Below are 22359 nucleotides of genomic sequence, written 5' to 3'. Positions count from 1 at the left end.
GCGAGCGGCGAGAACCTGCTGTGGGTGACCCGTACGTTCTTCTCCCGCACCGCCCGCGACGACACCTGGTGGGAGAGCTTCGCCCGGGGCGACGTACCCAAGGACACCCAACGGGCCACCCGGTCCCGCTCGTTCATCCTGCTGGCCGCCCTCGGCCGCAAGGCCCCCGCCCTGTCGCTGTCCCACCGCGACTGCGTGGCCCTGGAACCCCAGGTGGGCGAATGGCTGAACCGAGGCGCCACCGAACCCGAAATCCTCCAGGCCCTGACCTCAGGCCTCCCCGACCACGTCCACCACGCCGCCGCCTTCGTCGCCAAACGCCTCCAGGACAAGCTCCCACCCGCCCGCGAACCCCGCACCGTCCTGCGCACCCTCGAATGCAGCGAATGCCGCGCCCCCGGCCCCGCCGAAGCCCTCCCCGGCGGAAAATGCCGAAACTGCCAAGGCAAGCCCACTCGCCGCGCACCGGGCCTCCCCGCCCAGAAGGTCCGGGCCCAGGCCCGCGCCGTACGAGCCGGCCTCATCCCCAAGTCCCAACGCCCGAAGCGCTGACCGGCACCAGGGCCTTCGTTTGGATCATCGGGCAGACCAGAGGAAGATGCCCGCAATGTGGAGTCCGGCCAGGTAGATGGTGGCGGTCTCCTCATAGCGGGTCACGAGACCTCGCCACTGTTTCAAGCGGTTGATGCAGCGTTCGATCGTATTCCGCTGTTTGTACGCCCCTCGGTGGAATGTCGGTGACCTGCCGCCGCGACTTCCGCGACGAAGCCGGCGACCGCGTTGACCGGCCGGGATCGGGATCACCGCGCGGATCCCGCGCTTACGAAGGTGGTCGCGGATCGCGCGTGCCTAAGGCTTGTCCCGCAATTGATCTCGGAGTGGCCAGGCGCGATGCTGTCCGGGTTTGGTCCGTTCGCCTATCCGGCGAGGACGAGGTTGTGCAGGCGGGCAATGCCGGCCATGGCGTGGTGGACGCTGTCTCCTCTCAGGCGGCAGTCACGCAGAATCTTCCAGGTCTTCATGCGGGCGAAGGCGTGCTCGACGCGGGCCCGGACCTGTTTGTGTGAGCGGTTGTGCTCCTGCTTCCAGTCGGGCAGGTCCTCGCCTTTGCGTCGCCGGTGGGGCATGACGAGTCCGGTGCCCGGATAGCCCCCGTCAGCGATCGTCGTGGTTGTGCCGACGGCGGCCTTGGCGCCGGATTCCTCCCATGCCTTGCAGTCGTTGCGGTTGCCGGGCAGAGGCTGGCCAACCAGGACGACGAGCCGGGTATCGGCGTCGATGACGACCTGGTGATCGGTTGAGTACCGGTAGTTCTTGGACTGCTCAGCCACTGTGTGGTCCCGGGTGGGCACCAAGGTGCCGTCCACGATGAGCACGGTGTCCTTCCGGAACCGCTTGCGCGGCTGGAGTGCGAGCAACGGGCCGAGATGGTCGATGATGCGGTCTGCCGCCGACTTCGACACCCCGAACAGCGGGGCAAGCTGGCGCATCGTCAAGTTCGTGCGCCAGTACACCGCGATCAACAACGCTCGGTCTTCCAGCGGAAGACCCCATGGACGCCCCTTGCGGATCGCGTCCGCTCCGTCGCGCCGAAGCGCGGTCACCAACTTGGCGAACTGGCGCGGGCTCAGCCCGGTGAACGGGCCTATCCAAGACGGCTCTGACGCCGTGATCACACCAGCCACGTCATGATCATTCCATCCCGTCCCGACCGGATGGAAGAGCCGTCAAACCTCTGGGATGAAGGACGGCTCGATACCCATCGCAGCGACGCCCTCACGCACAGAGCGGTCGAACTCCTTGATCTCCGCCACGAGAACATCCCAGACGATGGGCGAGGTCCAGCAGTCGGGCTGGAAGTCGGAGCCGACCCGCCAGCCTCCATCAGAGCCCACGATGCGGATCAGTCCCGCATCCGCTTGCATCGAGTCGAACCTGAAACCCTCCTGGCCGGCGAGCGGACTCTGGAGCCAGCGCGCCAGGTGGTAAGCAAGCTCGGCCACGGGAAACGCTTCCTCGGACCACACCGCCCTCCCTTCTTCCCAGATGGACAGCTCTGCCTCTATGTCGAGGAGAAGCAGCTCCAGGGGAGCCTCGTGTGTGGCGAGACCGCGCCGCGGCAGATCCGACAGTCCAAAGCTCCGGCAGACGAACCTCACCGCTCGGCCTCCATGAAATCCGAGGCCCGCTACACCTCCAGGCCATGCAAATGCGGACAACCGTACCAAGTCATGCCGGCCATCCTGCCTGGCGCACCATTTGCGGGACAAGCCTTAGTCCCACCAGAACGACCAGGAGGTCCGTCCCACGAGGTCCATCGCATACTCGGGAAACGATGTGGGCGGGTCGTCGACGATGTTGTCGGCAGTCGAGAGCACGTGTTCCAGAGCGAGCAGGTTCGCGTGCTCCGCTTCGACGGGTGGCCTCGCGACCGATACGTGCAGCTCGCTGCCGAACACCGCCACCACCCGTGCGCCGAAGCGGTCTTCCCAGCTCCGCAGGAGTGCACACAGCAGAGGCAGCGGTGCCTCCGAGAACCAGCCGATCGAGGCCAGAGCGTCACTGCTGCGATGGGCAGGAACGAGCACGAGTCAGCACTCGTCCAGCCCGGCCTGGCCCGTCTCGACGAGCCAGGCCAGCAGGCTTGCCGCCGCTTCCTCGGGCGTCGTGTCTGCGGACGCAGCCGCTATCTGCGGTGCCAGGCCCGGCCACTGCTCGAAGGGCGGCCCGGGGTCGTGCGGCCATGGTTCGACTCCCTCAGGCACCGGGACCGGCGTCGGGTCCATCCAGAAGGGCAGCCTCCGGCGCCGGTACTCGGCGAAGTCCGTGGCCAGCACCTCCTCCAGACGGACCGCATCGACGTGGTCCAGGCCGAGCGGCCTTCCCAGGGCATCGGGCCAGCACAGGAGCGGAACCAGGCCACCGGCCTCCTGCTCGCTCAGCAAGCGAGGCCACAGCTGACCGACGTCTTGAGGAAATTCGTCAGAGACCCACACGTGTGTGGGACCGGAAGACAGAAACCGGCCGGGAGGCACGCCATCAGGCAGGACAAACGACATGGTCGCACCGTAGAGCGTGGTACTGACAGCGCGGCTACCCGCAGGACACGAAGACTCCCCGCCGACTGCGATCCAAACGAATCCCCCTAGGAGTACGGAACGGTCCGGTCCGCGTTGACTCGCAGATCGAAGTACCTCACCGCCCACGCCGGACCCAACTGCTTCGCGACCTGTCGGGCAAGCGCCTCGCCCGCCTGGACGAACCGTCGCTCGGCGTCCTCCGACGGAAATCCGGAGAGCCTGGGGTCCTCCCGGTTCAAGGTGCGGTCGAACTCAGCCGCCCACTCGTGCAGACGCTCGGCCAGGTCGGACGGCAGGGCCAAAGCCGGGTCTTCCGGGGACACGTCGCCGACTTCCTCACCGCTGAGCCAGAGCGGGTGGCACCCGTAGTCGGCCATCACACGAACAGTGCGCGGCTCCACCTCGTCGCTCAGGATTCTGAACCTCTCGTACGGGCGCCAGTGGCCACCACTGAAGGTGGCTGCGCACCGCATGAGTGCGCCCACGTGCCGGGTCAGTCGAATTTTGTCACCCCGTTCAGGGGAGCACGGCGTCACGACACCTTGCGACGGCTGATCGCCGGCCGCCGGAAACGGACCCTCGGGAGCCGTCCTTCGTGATGCCCAGGCCTACAGATGTCTGGCGTGGCCGCGATCTGCCCGATGTCGCCCGAGATGGGCACATGATCGGCATCAGACCTGCATCAACTGGAACGGGCCGCGTCTCGTCGGCCGGAGCCTCCCTCCGGCCGACGTCCTCAACCGGCTCGCAGCGGTCGACCGGCCCCCACGCGCCTTCCCACGCGGAGCGTCGCTCCCCGCTCGCACCGGGCACTGTCAGAGGCATAGGCCACACTGCACCGTATGAACTCGGTGACCGCGCACGACTACGCCTGGATCCACACCTCGCCGCTCTTCGGCCACGCGATGGAGAACGGATACGCCCTGACGCTGATACGCGGGCGGAGCCCGCACGAGGTGCTGCGCGCGATGAAAGCGGAGACGCGCGGCACCGGGGAGGGGACGGCCGGGCTCATCGAGGCGAACGACGACCACCGCGACGAGGTGGACGACTACTCCGACGAGTCCTACATCGCCGGCGCCTTCAACACTCCGGGCGAGAACGGCGACTGGACACTCGTCCTCGGCTTCGACGGCGGCCTGGGGATCGAGGGCGAGTGCGCGGCGACGCTGTCGAGGGGAGGCGGCCGGGTCGTGGCGCACTCGACCAACGGCGGCAAGCCGATCGACCTCTTCCACTGGTACGAGGACGGCGAACTCCGTACGACGTTCGAGGCCCCCTCGGCTCGCGAGGGCAACGGTCCCGACGAGCTCGTCCCCCTGATGCGGGAAGTCGGCTTCCCGCTGACTCCCGAAGGAGAGCACGACGAGAGCGCCCCCGACGTCGACGACAAGGCCGCGGTCCTCGCCCTGGCCGAACGACTCACCGGCATACGCGTCACCGAATCCTTCCTCCAGGACGCCACATACGAACTGGGCCTCGTCCCCGAACAGCCTGTCGACGAATGGACCGGCCTGGTCATCGACATCACCGATGCCCACGGAGAGCGCTTCTACAGAGAATGGACCTACGAGGAGATCGCGGCGGCTTCGGCCCGCACGCTCGCGGAGGTGAACCCACCGGTCGTGATCACGCGCGACGAGCCTCCGATGACCACGGAACGCGGGGAGGAGGGCGCCCCCGGGGGGCCCACCTCGTGAACCGATATCGCGATACGTCAAGCGATACCGTTTCGTTCCATTCGACGTGATCGCCTCGCTCACCGGCCCGCGCGCCGAGTGGGTCGCCCCCGGGCGGCGCCGACCGGTAAGCCGAGGCCTGCGGGCCTCGTGAGCCGTACGCGTCGGCCTTCAGGCCGGCCGACGCCCCGGGCTGTCCGTGATGAGCTTCAGCAGGCCCGGGAAGCGGGCCTCGATGTCCTGGCGGCGGAGCTGGGCCATGCGGCTGTTGCCCCGGTCCACCTGCCGCACGAGACCCGCCTCCCGAAGAATCCGGAAGTGATGCGTCCGGGTGGATTTGGAGACGGGCAGCCCGAACGAGGTGCAGGAGCGCTCGGTGCCTTCCGGCTGGGCGGCCAGGGTCGCGACGACCAGGTAGCGCAGGGGGTCGGACAGGGCCTTCATGACTGCCTGGAGTTCCATCTCCTCAGGCGTCGGGTGCCCTTCGTCGTCCGGCATGACGCGCCTCCTCCGCTTCGGTTGCGGGTGCCGCGGCCGTAGGACACCCTCCCCCTCAAGGTACTACTTGCGTCGAACCTGGGCCGCATGCCAGTCTGACCACCCCAAGGTACGAGTGAATTCGTACCTTGGGGTCCCGTCCTGCCCACTCACCCACGGAGCCCACCCGTGCCTCCAGACGCCGCCTCCCTCCCGCGGACCGCGCCGGCCTCGACGCCCCATCGCACCCCCGGCCCCCGGGGACCGACGCTCGCGGTCGTCCTTCTCGCCGTCTTCGTGGTCCCGACCTCGATCTCCGGCACCGCCGTGGCCCTGCCCGCCATCGGCGCCGATCTCCACGCGAGCCCGGCGGCCCTGCAATGGGTGGTGAACGCGTTCAACGTGGCGTTCGCCTGCTTCACCCTCGTATGGGGTTCGCTCGCCGATCTCATCGGCCGCGTCCGCGCGTTCGCCACGGGCGCCGCGGTCTTCACCGCCGCCTCGCTGGCCTGCGCCCTCGCGCCCGACGTGTACGTGCTCGACGCGGCCCGCGCGCTCGCCGGCCTCGGCGGGGCAGCGGTCTTCGCCTGCGGGAGCGCCATCATCTCCACGGCCTTCGACGGCGCCGCCCGCGCCAAGGCGTTCGCGCTGTTCGGCACCGTCGCCGGCGTGGGCGTCGCGCTCGGTCCCACCGTTTCCGGACCGGCCGTGGACCTGCTCGGCTGGCGCTGGATCTTCGGGCTGCACGCCCTTGCCCTGGCACTCGTCCTCGTCTGCCTGCCCGCTGTGGCCCGTACCGTCGGCGAACCCCGCAACCCCGCCGCGCCCCGCCTCGACGTACGCGGCGCCGCCGTCTTCGTCCTCGCGATGCTCGCGCTCACCTACGCCATCGTGCAGGGCTCGCAGTGGGGCTGGACCGCCCCCGGCACGCTGGGCCTGCTCGCTGCCGCCCTCATCCTGCTCGTCCTCTTCACCGCGCGCTCGAAGAGGACCGAGGCCCCGCTGCTCGACCTGTCCGTCCTGCGCGACCAGGAGTTCCTCGCGTACTGCCTGGTGCCCGTGGCGGCCTCGTTCGGGTTCGTCACCCAGCTCACCTACCTGCCGACGTACCTGACGACCGTCACCGGACACAGCCCGTCCTCGGCGGGGGCGACGATGCTGCTGCTGACGCTGCCCGTGCTCGTCCTGCCCCTGGCCGGCGCGAAGCTGGTGGAACGCGGCACGGCCGCGAGAAGCGTGGTCCTGGCGTCGCTGGGCTTCCTGGTGACCGGCGACCTCGCCCTGCTGGTCCTGGGCCCGGACACCTCCACCCTCGTCATGGCCGCGCCCATGCTGCTCACCGGTGCGGGCATGGGGCTGTCGGCCGGGCTGGTGGACGCCCGGGCCCTCGCCCTCGTCGAACCCGCGAAGGCCGGAATGGCGGCGGGCTTCCTCAACACCCTGCGCCTGGGCAGCGAGGCCGTCGCCGTGGCGGTCTTCGGCTCGGCGGTCGCCGGCCTCGCCGCCGGACGGCAGGACACCGGAACGGCTCCTGCCGCCGCCTACGACTCCGCGTTCCACACGCTGCTCGGGGCGATGGCGGCCGTCTGCGCGGTCCTCGCCCTGGTCGTCATCGCGTGGGGGCGCAGGCAACGACGGGCCTGAAGCGCGGCCGGCCAAGGGGGCACGGGGCTCAAGTCGCTTTCCCCGAACGCCCTTTCAGCGCGACGCCGCCCTCGCGCGCCCACCGTACGCCGCACTCCGGAATGCGGCGAGTGCCGCGCCCCAGCGGGGACCCCTCCCCTACGCCCCGCGCAACACCGCGAACACCCCCCGCACCCCCGCCTCCTCCGGCGTGCGCCAAGGGCCGGACACGTGGCCCGTCGCACCTTCCGGCAGGATCGGGCCGTCCCGCGAGGTCCGCGGGACGCGGTCGCGGTCACCACGTCTCCGGCGCCGGAGGCGGGACCACCTCCGGGCGGTCGTCGCAGGTGATCGTGTTGGGCAGCAGCCACGGCGCGAGCCAGCCGCCGTCGTTGCCGCCCAGGTCCGTCAGGGCGAACTCCGAACCCGTCGAAGGGAAGTTGAACGAGCCGCAGTTGTTCACGCCCACCGCGCCCACGTGGCGCGCGTCCACGTTCTCGAAGGTGGCGCCGCCCGCCGCGCGGGCGCTCAGGACCGAGGTGCCCGTGCCGTCGACCCGGATGTCCTTGAAGTGGATGTTCTCGATGACGTACTGGTCCTTCACCGCCCAGTCCGAGACCAGCATGAGCGCGTTGTACGTGCTGTCCAGGAAGTCGTTGCCGGTGACCCGGATGTCGGCGCCGTCGATGCTCCGGTCCAGCGCGAAGACCCACAGCGCGCCGAGCCCGATCTTCCAGTTGAGCTCGAAGGTGCCCGCGCGGACCGTCGTATTGCCCGTGACGTTCACCTTCCCGGCGAACGGCTCGGCGCCGAAGCGGGCGCCGAGGTGCAGGGCGCTGCCCTCGCGGACCGGGTCGGCGACGAGGTTGCCGGAGACGGTGATGTCGCTGCCGCCGTAGATCGCGATGCCGTTGGCGAGGACCGGGGACTGCACGGTGTTGTGGTCGAAGGTGTTGCGGGCGTTGGTCGTCTTCTCGGCCCACATCGCGAGGCCGTCGTCGCCCGAGTTGCGGACGAAGGTGTTCGTGACGCGTGAATCGGTCACGCCCGTGTGGAAGTTGACGGCGTCCGCGATCTGGTCCACGATCACCGTGTCCGAGACCCGCAGGTTCTTCATCGGGCCGTCGAACCACATGCCGACCTTGGTGTGGCTGATGTGCAGGCCCTTGATGGTCGAATCGCTCATCGCACCGCCGATCGCGTTGACCTGGTCGGTGTCGATACGCTCGCGCACGTCGCCCTCGATGGCGAAGCCGGACAGGTGCACGTTGCGGCTGCCGCCCTCGGCCGCGGACTTCCCGTAGAAGCCGACGCCGGTGTGCGTGGACCCGTCGGCGGCGGGCGCGTCGAGCGCGACCTCGCGGCCCTTGATCCTCGTGTACCAGCTGCCGGCCCCGGTGATCGTCACGTCGTCCACGACGATGTGCCGGTCGACGCGGTACGTCCCCGGCGGGAGGTACACCTTCAGGTGGGCGCGCCGGGCGAACGCGATGGCCTTCTCGATCGCCTCCGCCGCGTCCCGCCGCCCGGTCGGATCGGCCCCGAACGCGAGGACGTCGGCGGCGAACGGCTCGACGTGCGGCAGCCCGACGCGTTCGGAGTCCAGCAGGTCGATCGCCGTCCACACGGCCCGGCTCCCGGCCGGCACGGTCAGCCGTACGGTGTCGCCCGCGCGGTACGTACGGCCGAGCAGGAGGCGCTGCTCGTCGTAGAAGTGGCTGGGCCGGAACGGCTTGTCGACGACCGGGGCGGGCGTCGTGGCGGCGGGCACGCACGAGCACTCGGTGATCCACCAGTCGGGGTGGAGGAGCCCGGCGCCCGGGTCGTTGGAGAACGGGTACTGGTTGTACAGCCAGGAGTACTGCGAGGTCAGCGTCATCGTGGAGCGCTTCCTGCCGTTCACCGAGACGTCCAGCGGGGCGGTGATCCCGCCGCCGCCCGGCGCGTCCGGGATGCTGTAGCGCACGGTGATCGCGTTGGCCGCCGCGGGCAGCGTGAACTCGACGTGCTGCCCGGGCGCCAGCCTGACCGCCCTGCGGCCCGACGCCTCGGACGGCAGCGTGTACGCGTCCCGGCCCGGGCCGATGACCGTCCCGTCGGTCACCGCGTTCTCGGCCTCCTGCTCGGCGAAGGCCACCTTCGCGCCCCGCCCCTGCACCAGCGCGGGATCGAGGGCGGCGCGCGTGACGACCGGGGCCGGGGCGGTGGCGGGCCGGGGCCCGGCGAGCGCGGGCGCGCCGGCCATCACCCCGAGGCCGACGGCGGCCGCGGTCACCGAGGCGACGGCTGTCGCGTACAGCCCTGTCCGACGCGGTCTTCGCGCCGCCGCCGCAGCCGCGGCGGTCTTCCGTGACATCGCATACCCGTTTCTCTGAGTCCTGGGTGTCAACGGCCGTGCGCGCGTGGGGAGTCGCCGCCGTCATGGGTGAGGCGACAGTAGGGCGGGCGCCCTCGCCCACACAAGCTCCGTGCAGATATTTTCCGAGCTGATGCAGAACTACTGCAAGGGTAAGTGCAACTCTTGCGTAAACGACGCAAGTGCTGACGGGTGGCCCCGGCGCCTCGCTCGGACTCAGTCCGATCACTGGTCTCACGGTCTACTGGCCGGTATACAGGCGGGGTTGGGTCCGCGGGGCACAAGCCGCCGCGCGGCCGGGTGCCTCTCTGACGTCACGTGCGCCCTGGCCGCCGCCTGTCCGCGGGCTGTCGTACTTTCTGGGGAGGGCATGATGACGCATCGGACGCGTCCGGGCGAGGCCGTATCCAAGCGACGCACCGCCATCGCGCTGGCCGCGCTGAGCAGCTGCGCGCTCGCCGCCGGCTTCACCGGCACGGCCTCGGCCGCGCCGGGAGGTGCGCACGGAGCGCCCCGCTCCGCCTACGTGGCGCTGGGCGACTCCTACACCTCCGGCCCCCTGATACCCGCGCAAGTCGACGCCAACTGCGCCCGGTCCGACCACAACTACCCGTCGATCACCGCGCGCGAGCGCCGCGTCACCTCGTTCACCGACGTGAGCTGCGGCGGAGCGACGACCGCCGAGATGTGGCAGGCGCAGGGCACCAACGGGCCCCAACTGGACGCGGTGAAGCGCGACACGGACCTCGTGACCCTGCAGATCGGCGGCAACGACGTCGGCTTCGGCTCCATCATCAGCACCTGCGCCGGCCTCAGCGCCAAGGACCTCGCCGGCAACCCCTGTCAGCAGCACTACGGGGCCGCGGGCTATGACCAGTTGACGCTGAAGATCCTCCAGACAGCGCCCAAGGTCGCCCGTGTACTGCGGGAAGTGCACCACAAGGCCCCCCACGCCCGCGTGGTCGTCGTCGGCTACCCGGACCTCCTTCCCGAGGACGGCACCGGCTGCTACCCCCAAGTCCCCTTCGCCGCCAAGGACTTCCCGTACCTGCGGGACACGGAGAAGCGCCTCAACCTGATGCTGCGCGCGGTGGCGCTGCTGAACCGGGCCGACTACGTGGACACGTACGGACCGACAGTGGGCCACGACATGTGCAAGGCACCCGCCGACCGGTGGATCGAGCCGCTGCGCCCCGCGGCGCCCGCCGCTCCGGCCCATCCCAACGCGAAGGGCGAGGAGGTCATGGCACAGGCGCTCCTGAAGACCCTGGGCCGGGGCGCCGGGCGGCACTGATCCATCCTGCGGACGGGCGGCGCATGGACCCTGAGGTGCGGGGGGGTGGATCACCCACGCAGGCCGGAGCCGACCTCAGCACCCGCCTGCACGAGCGACACGAAGGTCCCGGCGGCTGCGGCCGGCGGGACCTTCGGTGCCCTTCGGCCTCATCGGGCTCGCCCCCGGCGCATGTGAGCCACCGCTCGTGCCGGAGCGCTCAGCTCTCCTCCGACTGCCGGCCGCGCCACTCCTTGTAGCAAATGGCCAGGGGCGTCTGCGCGTACGAGGGCAGTCCGTCGCCGAACTTCCGCAGCTTTCCGTACACGTTCTTCAAATCCCCCTCGGTGGAGAAGTGGCCGAATTCAATGGCCATCACCAGTACGTCCTCGACGGTCATGACCTCCAGGTCCCGATCGGCCGCAAGGGCTTGGCCGCCCTGATCGTCGATGGCGACGAGCACTTCGTGCCCCTCGTCCTGGTAGTGCACTCCGTGAGCTACGACTACCGCTTCGCCGAGATCCTTCGCGTCCCGCAGAGCATCCTCCACCTGCCTGCCTCGCACGTCCTCGAAGACCTCGATGACACGAGCCGGCGCTGTCCGCGCCTCAAGTCCGGGAAGAACACGGATATGCCGACTGCTCGTCAGACGTGTCCACTTGAGTTTCAGCCCGGGGTACTTCTTGTCCTTGCGCGCGACTTCGTCGCAGACTTCCTGCGGCACGAGCAGCGTCAGATCCGCCTCCTGAAGGACGTCCACCAGCAAACGGTGGACATTCGCACCGACGAAGTGCACGCAGATCACTGCGTCCAGAATGCAAAGCGGTTCACGTTGATCCGGCGAAGCCGTCTCACTCGACACTTCCGCGTGCTGGTTGGGCAAGCCCCCACCCCTTCGAAATCCCCCGGCGGGGTTACTTTACTCGTGCTTCGCCAGACCGCGGGCGACCAGCCGGGACAGGTTGGCTCGCCGGGGAGTCGGGGGATCGGGGACGATGCCGGCTTCCGTGAGTCGGGCCTCGGCTTCTTCCGGCTTGCATCCTTCCAGCATGGCCAGAGCCCGCACCCCCAAAAGGTTCTGCCGATAGGCATCAACGGCCCGTTCGAGAATGCGCCTGGGAGCTCGTACGGCTTGGGCGGCGTCCTTCTCCTGCTCGTACGCCGGGCCCCAGCCATAACGGTGCGCCAACTGCGCGCCGGTCGGGCCCCGCAGGCCGTTCTTCTCTTCGGTCGTGACGAGCGACATCTCCTCCAGCTGAATGAGGATGACGGGAAAGCTGACTCGGAAGTGGCGTGCCAGAAGCGCGGCCGTACGCTCGTCCATCCGGCCGCCCTCCGGAAACCTCTCAGCGGACAGCCAGGACCTGATGCCTTCCCTCGGCGCCAAGAGGTTGCGGGCAAAGGCGTCACAGCGCCTCTCACCCGGAGTTCTTCCGTCGTTCAGCGCATGAACCTGGGCACCGTCATTCCACAACAAGTGCCCGAGTTCGTGAGCGAAACTGAATCGCTGCCGTTCAGGCACGTCACATGCGCGGACAGCGATGAGAGTCGTATCGCGAGCAGGGTCGGTGGCGGTGAATCCTTCGGCGCCCTTCGGCAGCCTCAGTACCGCTGTGTCCACACCGGTGAGCTGCTCAATCAGTTCATCCACATCGGCGATGGGGGCGCAGCCCAGATGAAGAGCCGCTCGGACCCGTTCAGCCAGCTCACTGGCCTGCTCTTCCCCCGGAAGCTGCTCGTCCGGGATCTGCAGACGTCCCTGCGGCTTTCGCTGCTGCGTGGTGTTCGTCCCCAGCTTGTCCAGACGGGCATCCAATTCCAGCACTTCGAGGGTGCGCCGAAGCGCCTCCTCACGTTCCGCAGCCGTCACCTCGTCGGTTCTGGCCGCGATCTGGACCCTCTCGCGTACTGGGTCGCCACTGGTGAGCAGCCGTACCGGGATGTCCAGCGCGACGGCGAGGCGGTCCAACTCCGCGAGCGTCACGTTGGCGCGCGCGCCGGTCTCGATACGGGTCAAGGTCGGTTGGGAGAGCTGGGCGCGTCGCGCGAGGTCACGCTGATTGAGCCCAGCGCGCTCACGTTCGCGGCGGATCCGCTCCCCCACACGTACGAGATCCACGTAGCACCTCCTTGTTGAATCTATTTTACTGGCCTGATTCACGATGGCCAGTCGTATGTCTATCACCCGGGACTGACAGGGGAGGCCAGGCGCGTACCCCTGCCCGGTCGGCCCCACCGGCAGCGTCGGCTCCGAGTCCGGGCGACGGCCGGCCGGTCACCCCGGACGCCGTGTCCGACCGCTTCCTCACCCGCCTCGTCGATGGCCTCGACGCGGGCCGGCCCGGTGCCCGTACACGCAACGACACCGGCCCCCGGGGAGGAGTCCCCGGGGGCCGGTGTCGTTGGTACTGCTGAACCGCCGATCCGTCAGGATCAGAAGTCCATGTCACCGCCCGGCATGCCGCCCGGAGCGGCCGCGGCGGCCTTCTCCGGCTTGTCGGCGATGACGGCCTCGGTGGTGAGGAACAGCGCGGCGATCGACGCGGCGTTCTGCAGGGCGGAGCGCGTGACCTTCGCCGGGTCGAGAATGCCCTCGGCGATCATGTCGACGTACTCGCCGGTCGCGGCGTTGAGGCCGTGACCGATCGGCAGGTTGCGCACCTTCTCCACGACGACGCCACCCTCGAGACCACCGTTGACGGCGATCTGCTTGAGCGGGGCCTCCAGGGCGAGCTTCACGGCGTTGGCGCCGGTCGCCTCGTCACCCTCGAGCTCCAGCTTCTCGAAGACGGCCGAGGCCTGGAGCAGAGCCACGCCACCACCGGCGACGATGCCCTCCTCGACGGCGGCCTTGGCGTTGCGCACCGCGTCCTCGATGCGGTGCTTGCGCTCCTTGAGCTCGACCTCGGTGGCGGCACCGGCCTTGATGACGGCCACGCCGCCGGCCAGCTTCGCCAGACGCTCCTGGAGCTTCTCGCGGTCGTAGTCCGAGTCGGAGTTCTCGATCTCGGCACGGATCTGGTTGACGCGGCCCTGGACCTGGTCGCTGTCACCGGCGCCGTCGACGATCGTCGTCTCGTCCTTGGTGATGACGACCTTGCGGGCGCGGCCGAGCAGGTCGAGACCGGCGTTCTCCAGCTTGAGGCCGACCTCCTCGGAGATGACGGTGCCACCGGTGAGGATGGCGATGTCGCCGAGCATGGCCTTGCGGCGGTCACCGAAGCCCGGGGCCTTGACGGCGACGGACTTGAAGGTGCCACGGATCTTGTTGACGACCAGGGTCGACAGGGCCTCGCCCTCGACGTCCTCGGCGATGATCAGCAGCGGCTTGCCGGACTGCATGACCTTCTCCAGCAGCGGAAGGAGGTCCTTCACGTTGCTGACCTTGGAGTTGACGATCAGGATGTACGGGTCGTCGAGGGACGACTCCATGCGCTCCATGTCGGTGGCGAAGTACGCCGAGATGTAGCCCTTGTCGAAGCGCATACCCTCGGTGAGCTCGAGCTCCAGACCGAAGGTCTGGGACTCCTCGACGGTGATGACGCCTTCCTTGCCGACCTTGTCCATGGCCTCGGCGATGAGCTCGCCGATCTGGGTGTCGGCGGCGGAGATGGAGGCGGTCGAAGCGATCTGCTCCTTGGTCTCCACGTCCTTGGCCTGCTCCAGGAGGGCGGCGGAGACGGCCTCGACGGCCTTCTCGATGCCCCGCTTGAGAGCCATCGGGTTCGCACCCGCGGCCACGTTGCGCAGGCCCTCGCGGACGAGCGCCTGGGCGAGAACGGTGGCGGTGGTCGTACCGTCGCCGGCGACGTCGTCCGTCTTCTTGGCGACCTCCTTGACCAGCTCCGCACCGATCTTCTCGTACGGGTCCTCCAGCTCGATCTCCTTGGCGATGGAAACACCATCGTTGGTGATCGTGGGGGCGCCCCACTTCTTCTCGAGGACGACGTTGCGACCCTTGGGGCCAAGGGTGACCTTGACGGCGTCGGCGAGCTGGTTCATGCCGCGCTCGAGACCGCGCCGGGCCTCCTCGTCGAACGCGATGATCTTGGCCATGTGAAGTGGTCCTCCCGGACAGGGGTGGATTGCTCCGGACCGAGTGGCGCCCGCGACGGACGGCCTGCGTGCCTGGCGGTTCCTTGCCCCGCCACGCCTGCGGGCCTCACCGGCCCGGTCCAAAATTCTGTCACTCTCACCTGGAGAGTGCTAAGCCAATGATTAGCACTCGGCACCGTCGAGTGCAAGCGCCTCCACCGGCATGTGGACGGCGGCCCGGGACCTGCGGCACGCGGGCCCGGTACGCGCGAAGGGTCCGTACCCCCTGGGTACGGACCCTTCGTACGTGCGTAGCGTCGCGGCCGACGTGTCGTGCCGGGCCGGGCTCAGCCGACGGCGAGCTTGACCATGTCCGCCTGCGGCCCCTTCTGGCCCTGCGAGATCTCGAACTCCACCCGCTGACCTTCTTCGAGGGTGCGGTAACCGTCCATCTGGATCGCGCTGTAGTGGACGAAAACATCCGCACCACCGTCGACCGCGATGAAGCCGTACCCCTTCTCCGCGTTGAACCACTTGACGGTGCCCTGAGCCATGCCTAACTCCCCTGTAACGTGTGTGCGCCGGAACGCGCCGACCGCGGCTGAATGTATCTGCCCAACTGCCCTCTGCAACAGGTCAGTCGGACGAAAATTCTGCGCACCACCGATCGCCCGAATGCGGGGAATTCACAGGTTTCCAGGGCAAGTCGGGCCCGGCAAAGGTGACTTATGGTGCAAGAGGTCCAGGCACATTGGCTGCATCTGGTCGTGGGGCGGCGCATTCTCATACGCGGGCGGCACGGGCAGCGAAGGGGACTTCCCACACTCTACCCCGCTCAACCATGCAGAATTGCCCCCTCCGCTTCTCTCGCGGAGGGGGCAATTCCGGTAATTCCGTGAAGGCGGGGGCCGCTCCCGGCGGCCCCGGGGCTCAGCAGCCGCCGGCGACGGCGGGGATGATCGAGACGCCCGCCCCGTCCGGGGTGACCGCGTCGAGGCCGCCCTCGAAGCGCACGTCGTCGTCGTTGACGTACACGTTGACGAAGCGGCGCAGCTTGCCCTGGTCGTCCAGGACGCGGGCGGCGATGCCCGGGTGGTCCTTCTCCAGCGACGCGATGACCTCGGAGAGGGTCGCGCCCTCGGCCGGGACCTCGGCCTGGCCGCCCGTGTAGGTGCGGAGGATGGTGGGGATGCGGACCTTGACGCTCATGGCGGGTGCCCTTCGGGGAAGTCTCGGGTGGTCGGAGCGGATCAGCTGGTGGCGAGTCCGGCGGCGCGGAAGGCGTCCAGGCTCGGGCGGATCGTGGCGGTCGCCTGCGAGGTCTCGGCCACCGCGTCCAGCGTCTTGAGACCGTCACCGGTGTTCAGGACGACGGTGGTGAGCGCCGGGTCGAGCAGACCGGCCTCGATCAGCTTCTTCGTCACGCCGACCGTCACCCCGCCCGCCGTCTCGGCGAAGATGCCCTCGGTGCGGGCCAGCAGCTTGATCGCGTCGACGACCTGCTCGTCGTCGACGTCCTCGACGGCGCCGCCGGTGCGCCGGGCGATGTCCAGGACGTACGGGCCGTCGGCCGGGTTGCCGATCGCCAGGGACTTGGCGATGGTGTTCGGCTTCTGCGGACGGACCACGTCGTGACCGGCCTTGAAGGCGGTGGAGACCGGGGAGCAGCCCTCGGCCTGGGCGCCGAAGATCTTGTACGGCTTGTCCTCGACCAGGCCGAGCCTGATCAGCTCCTGGAGCCCCTTGTCGATCTTCGTGAGCTGCGAGCCGGACGCGATCGGGATGACGATCTGGTCGGGCAGCCGCCAGCCGAGCTGCTCGCAGATCTCGTACGCCAGCGTCTTGGAGCCCTCGCCGTAGTACGGGCGCAGGTTGACGTTGACGAAGCCCCAGCCCTCGCCCAGCGGGTCGCCGATGAGCTCGGAGCAGAAGCGGTTGACGTCGTCGTAGTTGCCCTCGATGCCGACCAGCTCACCGCCGTACACCGCGGCCATGACGACCTTGCCCTGCTCCAGGTCGTGCGGGATGAACACGCAGGAGCGCAGGCCCGCCCGGGCGGCGGCGGCGCCGACCGCGCCGGCGAGGTTGCCGGTGGAGGAGCAGGACAGGGTGGTGAAGCCGAAGGCGCGGGCGGCCTCGACGGCGATCGCGACGACGCGGTCCTTGAAGGAGTGCGTCGGGTTGCCGGAGTCGTCCTTCACGTACAGGCCGCCGGTCACGCCCAGCTCGCGGGCGAGGTTGTCGGCCTTGACCAGCTTGGTGAAGCCGGGGTTGAGATTGGGCTTGTCGGCGACGTCGGAGGGCACCGGCAGCAGCGGCGCGTAACGCCAGATGTTGTCCGGGCCGGCCTCGATGCGCTTCTTCAGCTCCTCGGGAGAGCCGCTCGGCAGGTCGTACGCCACTTCGAGCGGCCCGAAACAGGACGCACAGGCGAAAAGGGGACCGAGGGCGAACCGCTCGCCGCACTCGCGGCAGGAAAGAGCCGCGGCGGGACCGAGGTCGACGGTGGATTCGGTGGATGCTGTGACAGTCTCAACAGCCATGATGGCGAGGCCCTTTCTCCTCATCTTCCCCACGACGCGTTTCGTCGTGAGACGGAATTGGCACCTTCCCCACCTGACCTCGCGGTCGGCAGGAGGGTTGCCGGGACTTCAACGGGCCGTTCCCTCTGTCCCTCTGGATGAGCGCTGTGGCACCGGATCATGGATCCAGGCGTTTGTCGGCGGACCGACCCCGGCATGCGAGGGCTGTCCGCGTTGTTCAAGACTGTAACCGAAGCACCGGGCCGGTGAGATAGCCGTCCGTACCGCGAGATGGATCACACACAGGGAGTATCGACCGTGCTCGAAGAGGTCGAACGCTGGCTGACCAGGCGTTCCTGGTCAGCCGCCGACCGTCCGCCGGCGAGCGCGCAGGCCGCCGCGCACGGGCCGCACGGTACGGGCGTGAGCGTCGTTCTGCCGGCCCTCAACGAAGCCGAGACCGTCGGCGACATCGTCGCGACGATCCGGCGCGAGCTGATGGAGAAGGTCCGCCTGGTCGACGAGCTGGTGGTGATCGACTCGGGCTCCACGGACGCCACCGCCGAGGTCGCCCGCCGCGCGGGTGCCCGGGTCGTCCACCGGGACAGCATCCTGCCCCGCCTCCCCGCCGTGCCCGGCAAGGGCGAGGTGCTCTGGCGCTCGCTCCTGGTGACCGGCGGCGACATCCTGTGCTTCATCGACGCGGACCTGAAGGACTTCTCGGCCGACTTCGTCTCCGGCATCGTCGGCCCGCTGCTGGCCGACCCCGAGGTGCAGTTCGTCAAGGCCATGTACGACCGGCCGCTCGGCGAGGTGGCCGGCCAGGGCGGCCGCGTCACCGAGCTGGTGGCCCGGCCGCTGCTGAACCTGCACTGGCCGCTGCTGGCCGGCTTCGTCCAGCCGCTGGGCGGCGAGTACGCCGTACGCCGCTCGCTCCTGGAGCGGCTTCCCTTCCCGGTCGGTTACGGGGTCGAGCTCGGCCTGCTCGTCGACGCCCTGCACACCGTCGGCCTGGACGCCCTCGCCCAGGTCGACGTCGGCGTCCGCGTCCACCGCCACCAGGACGGCCAGGCGCTCGGCCGGATGGCCGCCGCCATCTACCGCACCGCGCAGGTACGGCTCTCCCGCGGCCATCTGGTCCGCCCCTCGCTCACCCAGTTCGAACGCGGGCCCGACGGATTCGTCCCGCACACCTACCCGGTCGACACGCAGGAGAGGCCGCCGATGCGGGAGATCGAGGAGTACCTGGCACGGCGCGCGGCCTGATCACGAACCCATCCGGTCCGACTTCGTACGTTTGGGCGGTTCCGGATCGGGCTAGATTCCGGCCATGGTCTCCGAGCACGCCCCCCAGCCCGCTGCCCAGGTCCTCGTCGCGTCCAACCGCGGCCCCGTGTCGTACACACTGGGCGAGGGCGGCTCCCTCGAAGCGAAACGGGGCGGGGGCGGACTCGTCTCCGGCCTCAGCGCCGTCGACGACAAGATGTGGGTCTGCGCCGCGCTCGGCGCCGGCGACCGGGAGGCGGTGCGCAGAGGGGTCGGCGAGCCGGGCGTCCGCATGCTCGACATCGACGCCGACGTGCACGCCGACGCGTACAACGGCATCGCCAACTCCGTGCTGTGGTTCGTCCACCACATGCTGTACCAGACGCCCGTCGAGCCCGTCTTCGACGCGGAGTTCCGCAGGCAGTGGGCCTCCTACGAGGCGTACAACCGCGCCTTCGCCGAAGCGCTCGCCGAGGAGGCGGGCGAGGGCGCGAGCGTCCTGGTGCAGGACTACCACCTCTCGCTCGTCCCCGGCATGCTCCGCGAACTGCGCCCCGACCTCCGGATCGGCCACTTCTCGCACACCCCGTGGGCCCCCGTCGACTACTTCCGGCTGCTCCCCGACGACATCGCCGAACAGCTGCTGCGCGGCATCCTCGGCGCCGACCGCGCCGCCTTCCTGACCCGCCGCTGGGCGGACGCCTTCATCGGCTGCTGCACGGAGATCCTGGGCGGCACCGGCCGCACCCGCATCGGGGTGCACGGCCTGGGCGCCGACGCCGGATTCCTGCGCCGCCGCGCGCACGAGCCGGACGTCGACGAGCGGATGGCGGCCCTGCGCGAACAGATCGGGCCCGGCCGCAGGACCATCGTCCGGGTCGACCGCACGGAACTGTCCAAGAACATCGTCCGGGGCCTGCACGCCTACCGCGCCCTCCTCGACGAACGCCCCGAGTGGCGCGAACGCGTGGTGCACGTGGCGTTCGCCTACCCCTCGCGCCAGGACCTCGCGGTCTACCGGGAGTACACCGCGGAGGTCCAGCAGCTCGCCGACGCGATCAACAAGACGTACGGCACGGCGGACTGGACCCCGGTCGTCCTGCACGTCAAGGACGACTTCGCCCGCTCGCTCGCCGCGTACCGGCTGGCCGACGTGGCCCTCGTCAACCCCATCCGCGACGGCATGAACCTGGTCGCCAAGGAGGTCCCGGTCGTCTCCGACGAGGGCTGCGCGCTGGTCCTCTCCCGCGAGGCCGGCGCGTACGAGGAACTGGGCGAGCACGCGCTCACGGTCAACCCGTACGACGTCTCGGCCACCGCCGACGCCCTGCACGAGGCGCTGACGCTCCCGGACGACGTGCGCGCCGCCCGCTCGGAACGCCTGGCCGAGGCGGCCACCGCGCTGCCGCCGCAGCAGTGGTTCCTGGACCAGCTGGAGGCGCTGCGCGCGGGCTGAGGGCGGGTTTCGCAGGCCCCGCGCTACGCCAGCCGCTCGGCGAGTGAGCGCAGGTAGTCCACGACGGCGCCCGGGCCGGGCACCGACAGGTCGGCGCGCTCGGCCAGCTCCGGCACCTCGGCGCTCCCGCTGCAGATGAGCAGGCCGGGCACGGGGTTCGCCTCGTCCGTGCGCAGCTTCTCCACGGCGGCGTAGGCGGCGAGGTCGCCCAGGTCGTCGCCCGCGTACAGCACGGACGTGGCGCCGGTCTCGCGCGCGTACTCGGTGAGCGCGACGCCCTTGTCCATGCCCGGCGGACGCAACTCCAGTACGAGCCGCCCCGGTTCGACGATCAGCCCGTGCCTCGCGGCCAGCTCGCCGAGGGGTCCGCGCAGCGCCTCGAACGCGGCCTGCGGGTCGGCGGCACGCCGGGTGTGCACGGCGAGGGCCCGCCCCTTGTCCTCCGTCCAGGTCCCACCCCGGAAGCCGAACTCCTCCAGTACGCCCGGCAGTTCGGCGCGCACGGCGTCGACCCCGGGAGGCGGGGCCGGGGCGTGCACGGTCCCGGTCGCGGCGTCCCAGCGCTCGGCGCCGTAGTGCCCGAGGACGACGAGGTGGTCGAGCCCGGCGACCCCGGCGAACCCGCCGTACCGCACGGCGACCTCGGCGGGCCGCCCGGTGATCACGGCCACCGACCCGACCCGCGGCGCGAGCGCGGCCAGCGCCTCGACGGTCCCGGGGTGCGCGCGCGCCTGCTCCGGGTCCGGCACGATGTCCGCGAGCGTCCCGTCGAAGTCGAGCGCGACGAGGGCTCCGGCCGGGCGGGCGAGGATGGCGTCCAGGCCGGCGCGGCCGGGGGCGGTGGCGGGGGTGTACGGATGGCTGCCCATGCGGTGAGCGTATCGCCGCGGCCCCCCGAGCGCGGGCGGGACCGGAGCCCCGGACCCCTCGGACACGCCACCCCGGGCGCACCGGCCCTACCGCCTCCCCCGCCTCGCCTCCCGTACGCGCCGGAGGCGGTTCACCGTCACCGGATCCTCCTCCAACGCCCGCCGGTCGTCCAGCAACGCGTTCAGCAGCTGGTAGTACCGGGTGGGCGACAGCCCGAGCCGCTCCCGGATCGCCCGCTCCTTCGCCCCCGGCCCCGCCCACGACTGCCGCTCGACCGCCAGGACCGCGCGGTCGCGGTCGGACAGCGGGGCGGGCTCGTCGGGAGTGTCCGAAGGGCCGTTCGGGGGATGGGCGGTCATATCAGCCAATATATGGCGCGGCCCGCCCCCGCGCCCGCTCGGCCTGCCACCGCCTCCGCCACCTACTCCGCCGCCTCCGCCGCCGCCGATTCCCGGGCTATCCGCTCGAGCACGCTCTCCGGGCTCGCCCCCGGCTCCACCGCCTTGCCGATGTTCTCCTTGATCGACTCGCTCGCCCGCGCCCAGGACGTCTTGCCGAACGGGTAGAACTCCGCCTGCGGCAGCGCCGCCAGGAACTTGTGCAGCGGCTTGAACCGGGGGTCGTCCTCCATCGACGCCGACGCGCTGCTCGTGACGGGCAGCATGTCGTACGTGTCGGCGAACTCGATCACGTTCTTGTCGGTGAACAGGAAGTCGAGGAACTCGCCGATCGGGCGCCGGTGGTCGTTCTGCCTGAAGCCCATGATCCAGTCGGCGACGCCCATGGACCCCTCGGTGGGACCCTTCGCGCCGGGGAGGGGGACCATGCCGACCTCGACGCCCTTCCGCTCGGCCTCCTCCATCAACGTGGGGTGGCCGTTGAGCATGCCGACCTGCCCCTTCGCGAACGCCTCGAAGGCCTTCGCGCGGTTGAGCCCGCCGGGTGCGACGGGGCCGGTGAGGCCCTTGTCCACGAGGTTCGACTTCAGCCAGTCGAACGTCCTGACGTTCTCCTCCGAGTCGATGGCGTACGAGCCGACGTCGTCGGTGTAGCCGCCGTCTCCGCTGAGCATCCACATCAGGGTCTCGGCCTGGGACTCCTCCGGGCCGAGCGGCAGCGCGAAGGGGTACGTCACGCCGCGCTGCCTGAGCACGGTGGCGTCGGAGGCGATGTCGCTCCAGGTGCGGGGGGCCTTGAGGCCGGCCCGGCTGAAGAGCTTCTCGTTGTAGAAGAGCAGCCGGGTGCTGGCGACGAACGGCAGCCCGTACTGGATGCGGTTGACCTTGCCCGCGTCGACGAGCTTCGGCAGGAAGTTGGCCTGGGTGCGGATGGCCAGCATCTCGTCGGCGGAGTAGAGCTTCCCGGCCTTGGCGTAGTCCGCGTAAGCGCCGATCTGCGCGATGTCGGGGGCCTTGCCGTCCTTGACCATCCTGGCGACCTCGCGGTCGACGTCCGTCCAGGGCAGGACGGTGACCTCGACCTCGATGCCGGGGTGGGACGCCTCGAAGTCGCGGGCGACGGCGTCCCAGTACGTGTCGGACTTGTTCTCCTCGCTCGTCCCGTAGTCGGCCGCGACCACCGTCAGCGTGACGTCGCCCGAGCCGCCGCCGCTGTCGCAGCCCGACAGCGTCGCCGTCATTCCCAGCGCGGCGACAGCCGCCGTCAGTCCCAAGTAACGCCGCTGCACAGCTCAGTCCGTCCTCGTCGATTCCACCGCCCGCG

The 22359-nt window shown here is 69.9% G+C and carries 22 protein-coding genes, 1 pseudogene and 1 riboswitch; of the genes and pseudogenes, 6 read left to right on the top strand and 17 right to left on the bottom strand.

Features of this window, described 5'->3' with window-relative positions:
• Positions 1–552, top strand: a 552-nt coding sequence (locus ABZ564_RS11700) for a hypothetical protein (RefSeq protein ID WP_360853477.1), incomplete at its 5' end; no start/stop codon positions are given.
• A 24-nt stretch (positions 553–576) separates the two neighbouring features.
• Here the strand turns inward: ABZ564_RS11700 and ABZ564_RS11695 are convergent.
• From ABZ564_RS11695 to ABZ564_RS11670, 6 genes and pseudogenes are all read right to left on the bottom strand, one after another.
• Positions 577–849 (bottom strand): annotated as a pseudogene (locus tag ABZ564_RS11695) (transposase); the annotation flags it as partial.
• A gap of 68 nt (positions 850–917) precedes the next feature.
• Positions 918–1685 carry a transposase gene (locus ABZ564_RS11690; RefSeq protein ID WP_360853474.1) on the bottom strand — a complete coding sequence of 256 codons (768 nt, stop codon included), beginning with the start codon at positions 1683–1685 and terminating at the stop codon, positions 918–920.
• Between the two features lie 42 nt (positions 1686–1727).
• Positions 1728–2159, bottom strand: coding sequence for a hypothetical protein (locus ABZ564_RS11685; RefSeq protein WP_266643999.1), 432 nt, complete (start codon positions 2157–2159; stop codon positions 1728–1730).
• Positions 2160–2273: 114 nt separating this feature from the next.
• Positions 2274–2588 carry a DUF4253 domain-containing protein gene (locus tag ABZ564_RS11680; protein ID WP_360853471.1) on the bottom strand — a complete coding sequence of 105 codons (315 nt, stop codon included), beginning with the start codon at positions 2586–2588 and terminating at the stop codon, positions 2274–2276.
• A gap of 3 nt (positions 2589–2591) precedes the next feature.
• Complete coding sequence (locus ABZ564_RS11675) at positions 2592–2945, bottom strand: hypothetical protein (protein WP_360853468.1); 354 nt, start codon at positions 2943–2945, stop codon at positions 2592–2594.
• A 200-nt stretch (positions 2946–3145) separates the two neighbouring features.
• Positions 3146–3457, bottom strand: a complete 312-nt coding sequence (locus ABZ564_RS11670; protein ID WP_360853465.1) for a hypothetical protein — start codon at positions 3455–3457, stop codon at positions 3146–3148.
• Positions 3458–3922: 465 nt separating this feature from the next.
• Between ABZ564_RS11670 and ABZ564_RS11665 the strand changes: the two genes are divergently transcribed.
• On the top strand, positions 3923–4780 hold the full coding sequence (locus tag ABZ564_RS11665; RefSeq protein WP_360853462.1) for a DUF6461 domain-containing protein: 858 nt from the start codon (positions 3923–3925) through the stop codon (positions 4778–4780).
• Positions 4781–4930: 150 nt separating this feature from the next.
• Here the strand turns inward: ABZ564_RS11665 and ABZ564_RS11660 are convergent, their stop codons facing one another.
• On the bottom strand, positions 4931–5257 hold the full coding sequence (locus ABZ564_RS11660; RefSeq protein WP_360853459.1) for a transcriptional regulator: 327 nt from the start codon (positions 5255–5257) through the stop codon (positions 4931–4933).
• A 276-nt stretch (positions 5258–5533) separates the two neighbouring features.
• Between ABZ564_RS11660 and ABZ564_RS11655 the strand changes: the two genes are divergently transcribed.
• Positions 5534–6880 (top strand): MFS transporter, encoded by a 1347-nt coding sequence (locus tag ABZ564_RS11655; protein WP_360853492.1) that lies wholly within the window; start codon positions 5534–5536, stop codon positions 6878–6880.
• A gap of 274 nt (positions 6881–7154) precedes the next feature.
• On the opposite strand, the gene ABZ564_RS11650 is transcribed toward ABZ564_RS11655, so the two are convergent.
• On the bottom strand, positions 7155–9215 hold the full coding sequence (locus tag ABZ564_RS11650) for a glycosyl hydrolase family 28-related protein (protein ID WP_360853456.1): 2061 nt from the start codon (positions 9213–9215) through the stop codon (positions 7155–7157).
• A 373-nt stretch (positions 9216–9588) separates the two neighbouring features.
• Here ABZ564_RS11650 and ABZ564_RS11645 point away from each other — a divergent pair, with 373 nt between their 5' ends.
• Positions 9589–10509 carry an SGNH/GDSL hydrolase family protein gene (locus tag ABZ564_RS11645; RefSeq protein WP_360853453.1) on the top strand — a complete coding sequence of 307 codons (921 nt, stop codon included), beginning with the start codon at positions 9589–9591 and terminating at the stop codon, positions 10507–10509.
• Positions 10510–10708: 199 nt separating this feature from the next.
• Here ABZ564_RS11645 and ABZ564_RS11640 read toward each other — a convergent pair whose 3' ends face one another.
• From ABZ564_RS11640 to thrC, 6 genes are all read right to left on the bottom strand, one after another.
• Positions 10709–11371: a hypothetical protein gene (locus ABZ564_RS11640; protein WP_360853450.1), complete on the bottom strand. Its 663-nt coding sequence runs from the start codon at positions 11369–11371 to the stop codon at positions 10709–10711.
• A 36-nt stretch (positions 11372–11407) separates the two neighbouring features.
• Positions 11408–12607 (bottom strand): XRE family transcriptional regulator, encoded by a 1200-nt coding sequence (locus ABZ564_RS11635; protein WP_360853448.1) that lies wholly within the window; start codon positions 12605–12607, stop codon positions 11408–11410.
• Between the two features lie 314 nt (positions 12608–12921).
• Positions 12922–14544 (bottom strand): chaperonin GroEL, encoded by a 1623-nt coding sequence (gene groL, locus ABZ564_RS11630; RefSeq protein ID WP_360853444.1) that lies wholly within the window; start codon positions 14542–14544, stop codon positions 12922–12924.
• A 326-nt stretch (positions 14545–14870) separates the two neighbouring features.
• Positions 14871–15077, bottom strand: coding sequence for a cold-shock protein (locus ABZ564_RS11625; protein ID WP_003967346.1), 207 nt, complete (start codon positions 15075–15077; stop codon positions 14871–14873).
• 376 nt (positions 15078–15453) lie between these two features.
• On the bottom strand, positions 15454–15732 hold the full coding sequence (locus tag ABZ564_RS11620) for a MoaD/ThiS family protein (protein ID WP_360853441.1): 279 nt from the start codon (positions 15730–15732) through the stop codon (positions 15454–15456).
• A 41-nt stretch (positions 15733–15773) separates the two neighbouring features.
• On the bottom strand, positions 15774–17066 hold the full coding sequence (gene thrC / locus ABZ564_RS11615; RefSeq protein ID WP_360853438.1) for a threonine synthase: 1293 nt from the start codon (positions 17064–17066) through the stop codon (positions 15774–15776).
• Between the two features lie 17 nt (positions 17067–17083).
• A riboswitch (SAM riboswitch) is annotated at positions 17084–17210 on the bottom strand.
• Positions 17211–17363: 153 nt separating this feature from the next.
• Between thrC and ABZ564_RS11610 the strand changes: the two genes are divergently transcribed.
• Both ABZ564_RS11610 and ABZ564_RS11605 read left to right on the top strand, forming a co-directional pair.
• Positions 17364–18311 (top strand): glucosyl-3-phosphoglycerate synthase, encoded by a 948-nt coding sequence (locus ABZ564_RS11610; RefSeq protein WP_360853435.1) that lies wholly within the window; start codon positions 17364–17366, stop codon positions 18309–18311.
• A gap of 64 nt (positions 18312–18375) precedes the next feature.
• A complete protein-coding gene (locus tag ABZ564_RS11605; RefSeq protein ID WP_360853431.1) occupies positions 18376–19767 on the top strand; it encodes a trehalose-6-phosphate synthase in 1392 nt (463 codons plus the stop codon).
• Positions 19768–19790: 23 nt separating this feature from the next.
• Here ABZ564_RS11605 and otsB read toward each other — a convergent pair whose 3' ends face one another.
• From otsB to ABZ564_RS11590, 3 genes are all read right to left on the bottom strand, one after another.
• The gene (gene otsB / locus ABZ564_RS11600; RefSeq protein ID WP_360853428.1) at positions 19791–20636 is read right to left on the bottom strand and encodes a trehalose-phosphatase; all 846 of its coding nucleotides are present in this window, start codon (positions 20634–20636) and stop codon (positions 19791–19793) included.
• 87 nt (positions 20637–20723) lie between these two features.
• Entirely contained in the window at positions 20724–20996 is a 273-nt protein-coding gene (locus ABZ564_RS11595) for a DUF3263 domain-containing protein (protein ID WP_360853425.1), read from the bottom strand.
• A gap of 62 nt (positions 20997–21058) precedes the next feature.
• A complete protein-coding gene (locus ABZ564_RS11590; RefSeq protein ID WP_360853489.1) occupies positions 21059–22276 on the bottom strand; it encodes an extracellular solute-binding protein in 1218 nt (405 codons plus the stop codon).
• Between the last annotated feature and the right edge of the window lie 83 nt (positions 22277–22359).

The organism is Streptomyces sp. NPDC019224, from assembly GCF_040632605.1.
In the GTDB taxonomy this organism is placed as follows: Bacteria; Actinomycetota; Actinomycetes; order Streptomycetales; family Streptomycetaceae; genus Streptomyces.
The sequence above is the reverse complement of the archived record's forward strand: the minus strand, read 5'-3'. Positions and strand labels throughout refer to the sequence as shown.

Coding starts and splice junctions, on each gene's coding strand:
- ABZ564_RS11665 (WP_360853462.1), top strand. CDS start 3,923: ATGAACTCGGTGACCGCGCACGACTACGCCTGGATCCACACCTCGCCG.
- ABZ564_RS11595 (WP_360853425.1), bottom strand. CDS start 20,996: ATGACCGCCCATCCCCCGAACGGCCCTTCGGACACTCCCGACGAGCCC.
- groL (WP_360853444.1), bottom strand. CDS start 14,544: ATGGCCAAGATCATCGCGTTCGACGAGGAGGCCCGGCGCGGTCTCGAG.
- ABZ564_RS11605 (WP_360853431.1), top strand. CDS start 18,376: ATGGTCTCCGAGCACGCCCCCCAGCCCGCTGCCCAGGTCCTCGTCGCG.
- ABZ564_RS11620 (WP_360853441.1), bottom strand. CDS start 15,732: ATGAGCGTCAAGGTCCGCATCCCCACCATCCTCCGCACCTACACGGGC.
- ABZ564_RS11625 (WP_003967346.1), bottom strand. CDS start 15,077: ATGGCTCAGGGCACCGTCAAGTGGTTCAACGCGGAGAAGGGGTACGGC.
- ABZ564_RS11645 (WP_360853453.1), top strand. CDS start 9,589: ATGACGCATCGGACGCGTCCGGGCGAGGCCGTATCCAAGCGACGCACC.
- ABZ564_RS11590 (WP_360853489.1), bottom strand. CDS start 22,276: ATGACGGCGACGCTGTCGGGCTGCGACAGCGGCGGCGGCTCGGGCGAC.
- ABZ564_RS11660 (WP_360853459.1), bottom strand. CDS start 5,257: ATGCCGGACGACGAAGGGCACCCGACGCCTGAGGAGATGGAACTCCAG.
- ABZ564_RS11670 (WP_360853465.1), bottom strand. CDS start 3,457: ATGGCCGACTACGGGTGCCACCCGCTCTGGCTCAGCGGTGAGGAAGTC.
- thrC (WP_360853438.1), bottom strand. CDS start 17,066: ATGGCTGTTGAGACTGTCACAGCATCCACCGAATCCACCGTCGACCTC.
- otsB (WP_360853428.1), bottom strand. CDS start 20,636: ATGGGCAGCCATCCGTACACCCCCGCCACCGCCCCCGGCCGCGCCGGC.
- ABZ564_RS11650 (WP_360853456.1), bottom strand. CDS start 9,215: ATGTCACGGAAGACCGCCGCGGCTGCGGCGGCGGCGCGAAGACCGCGT.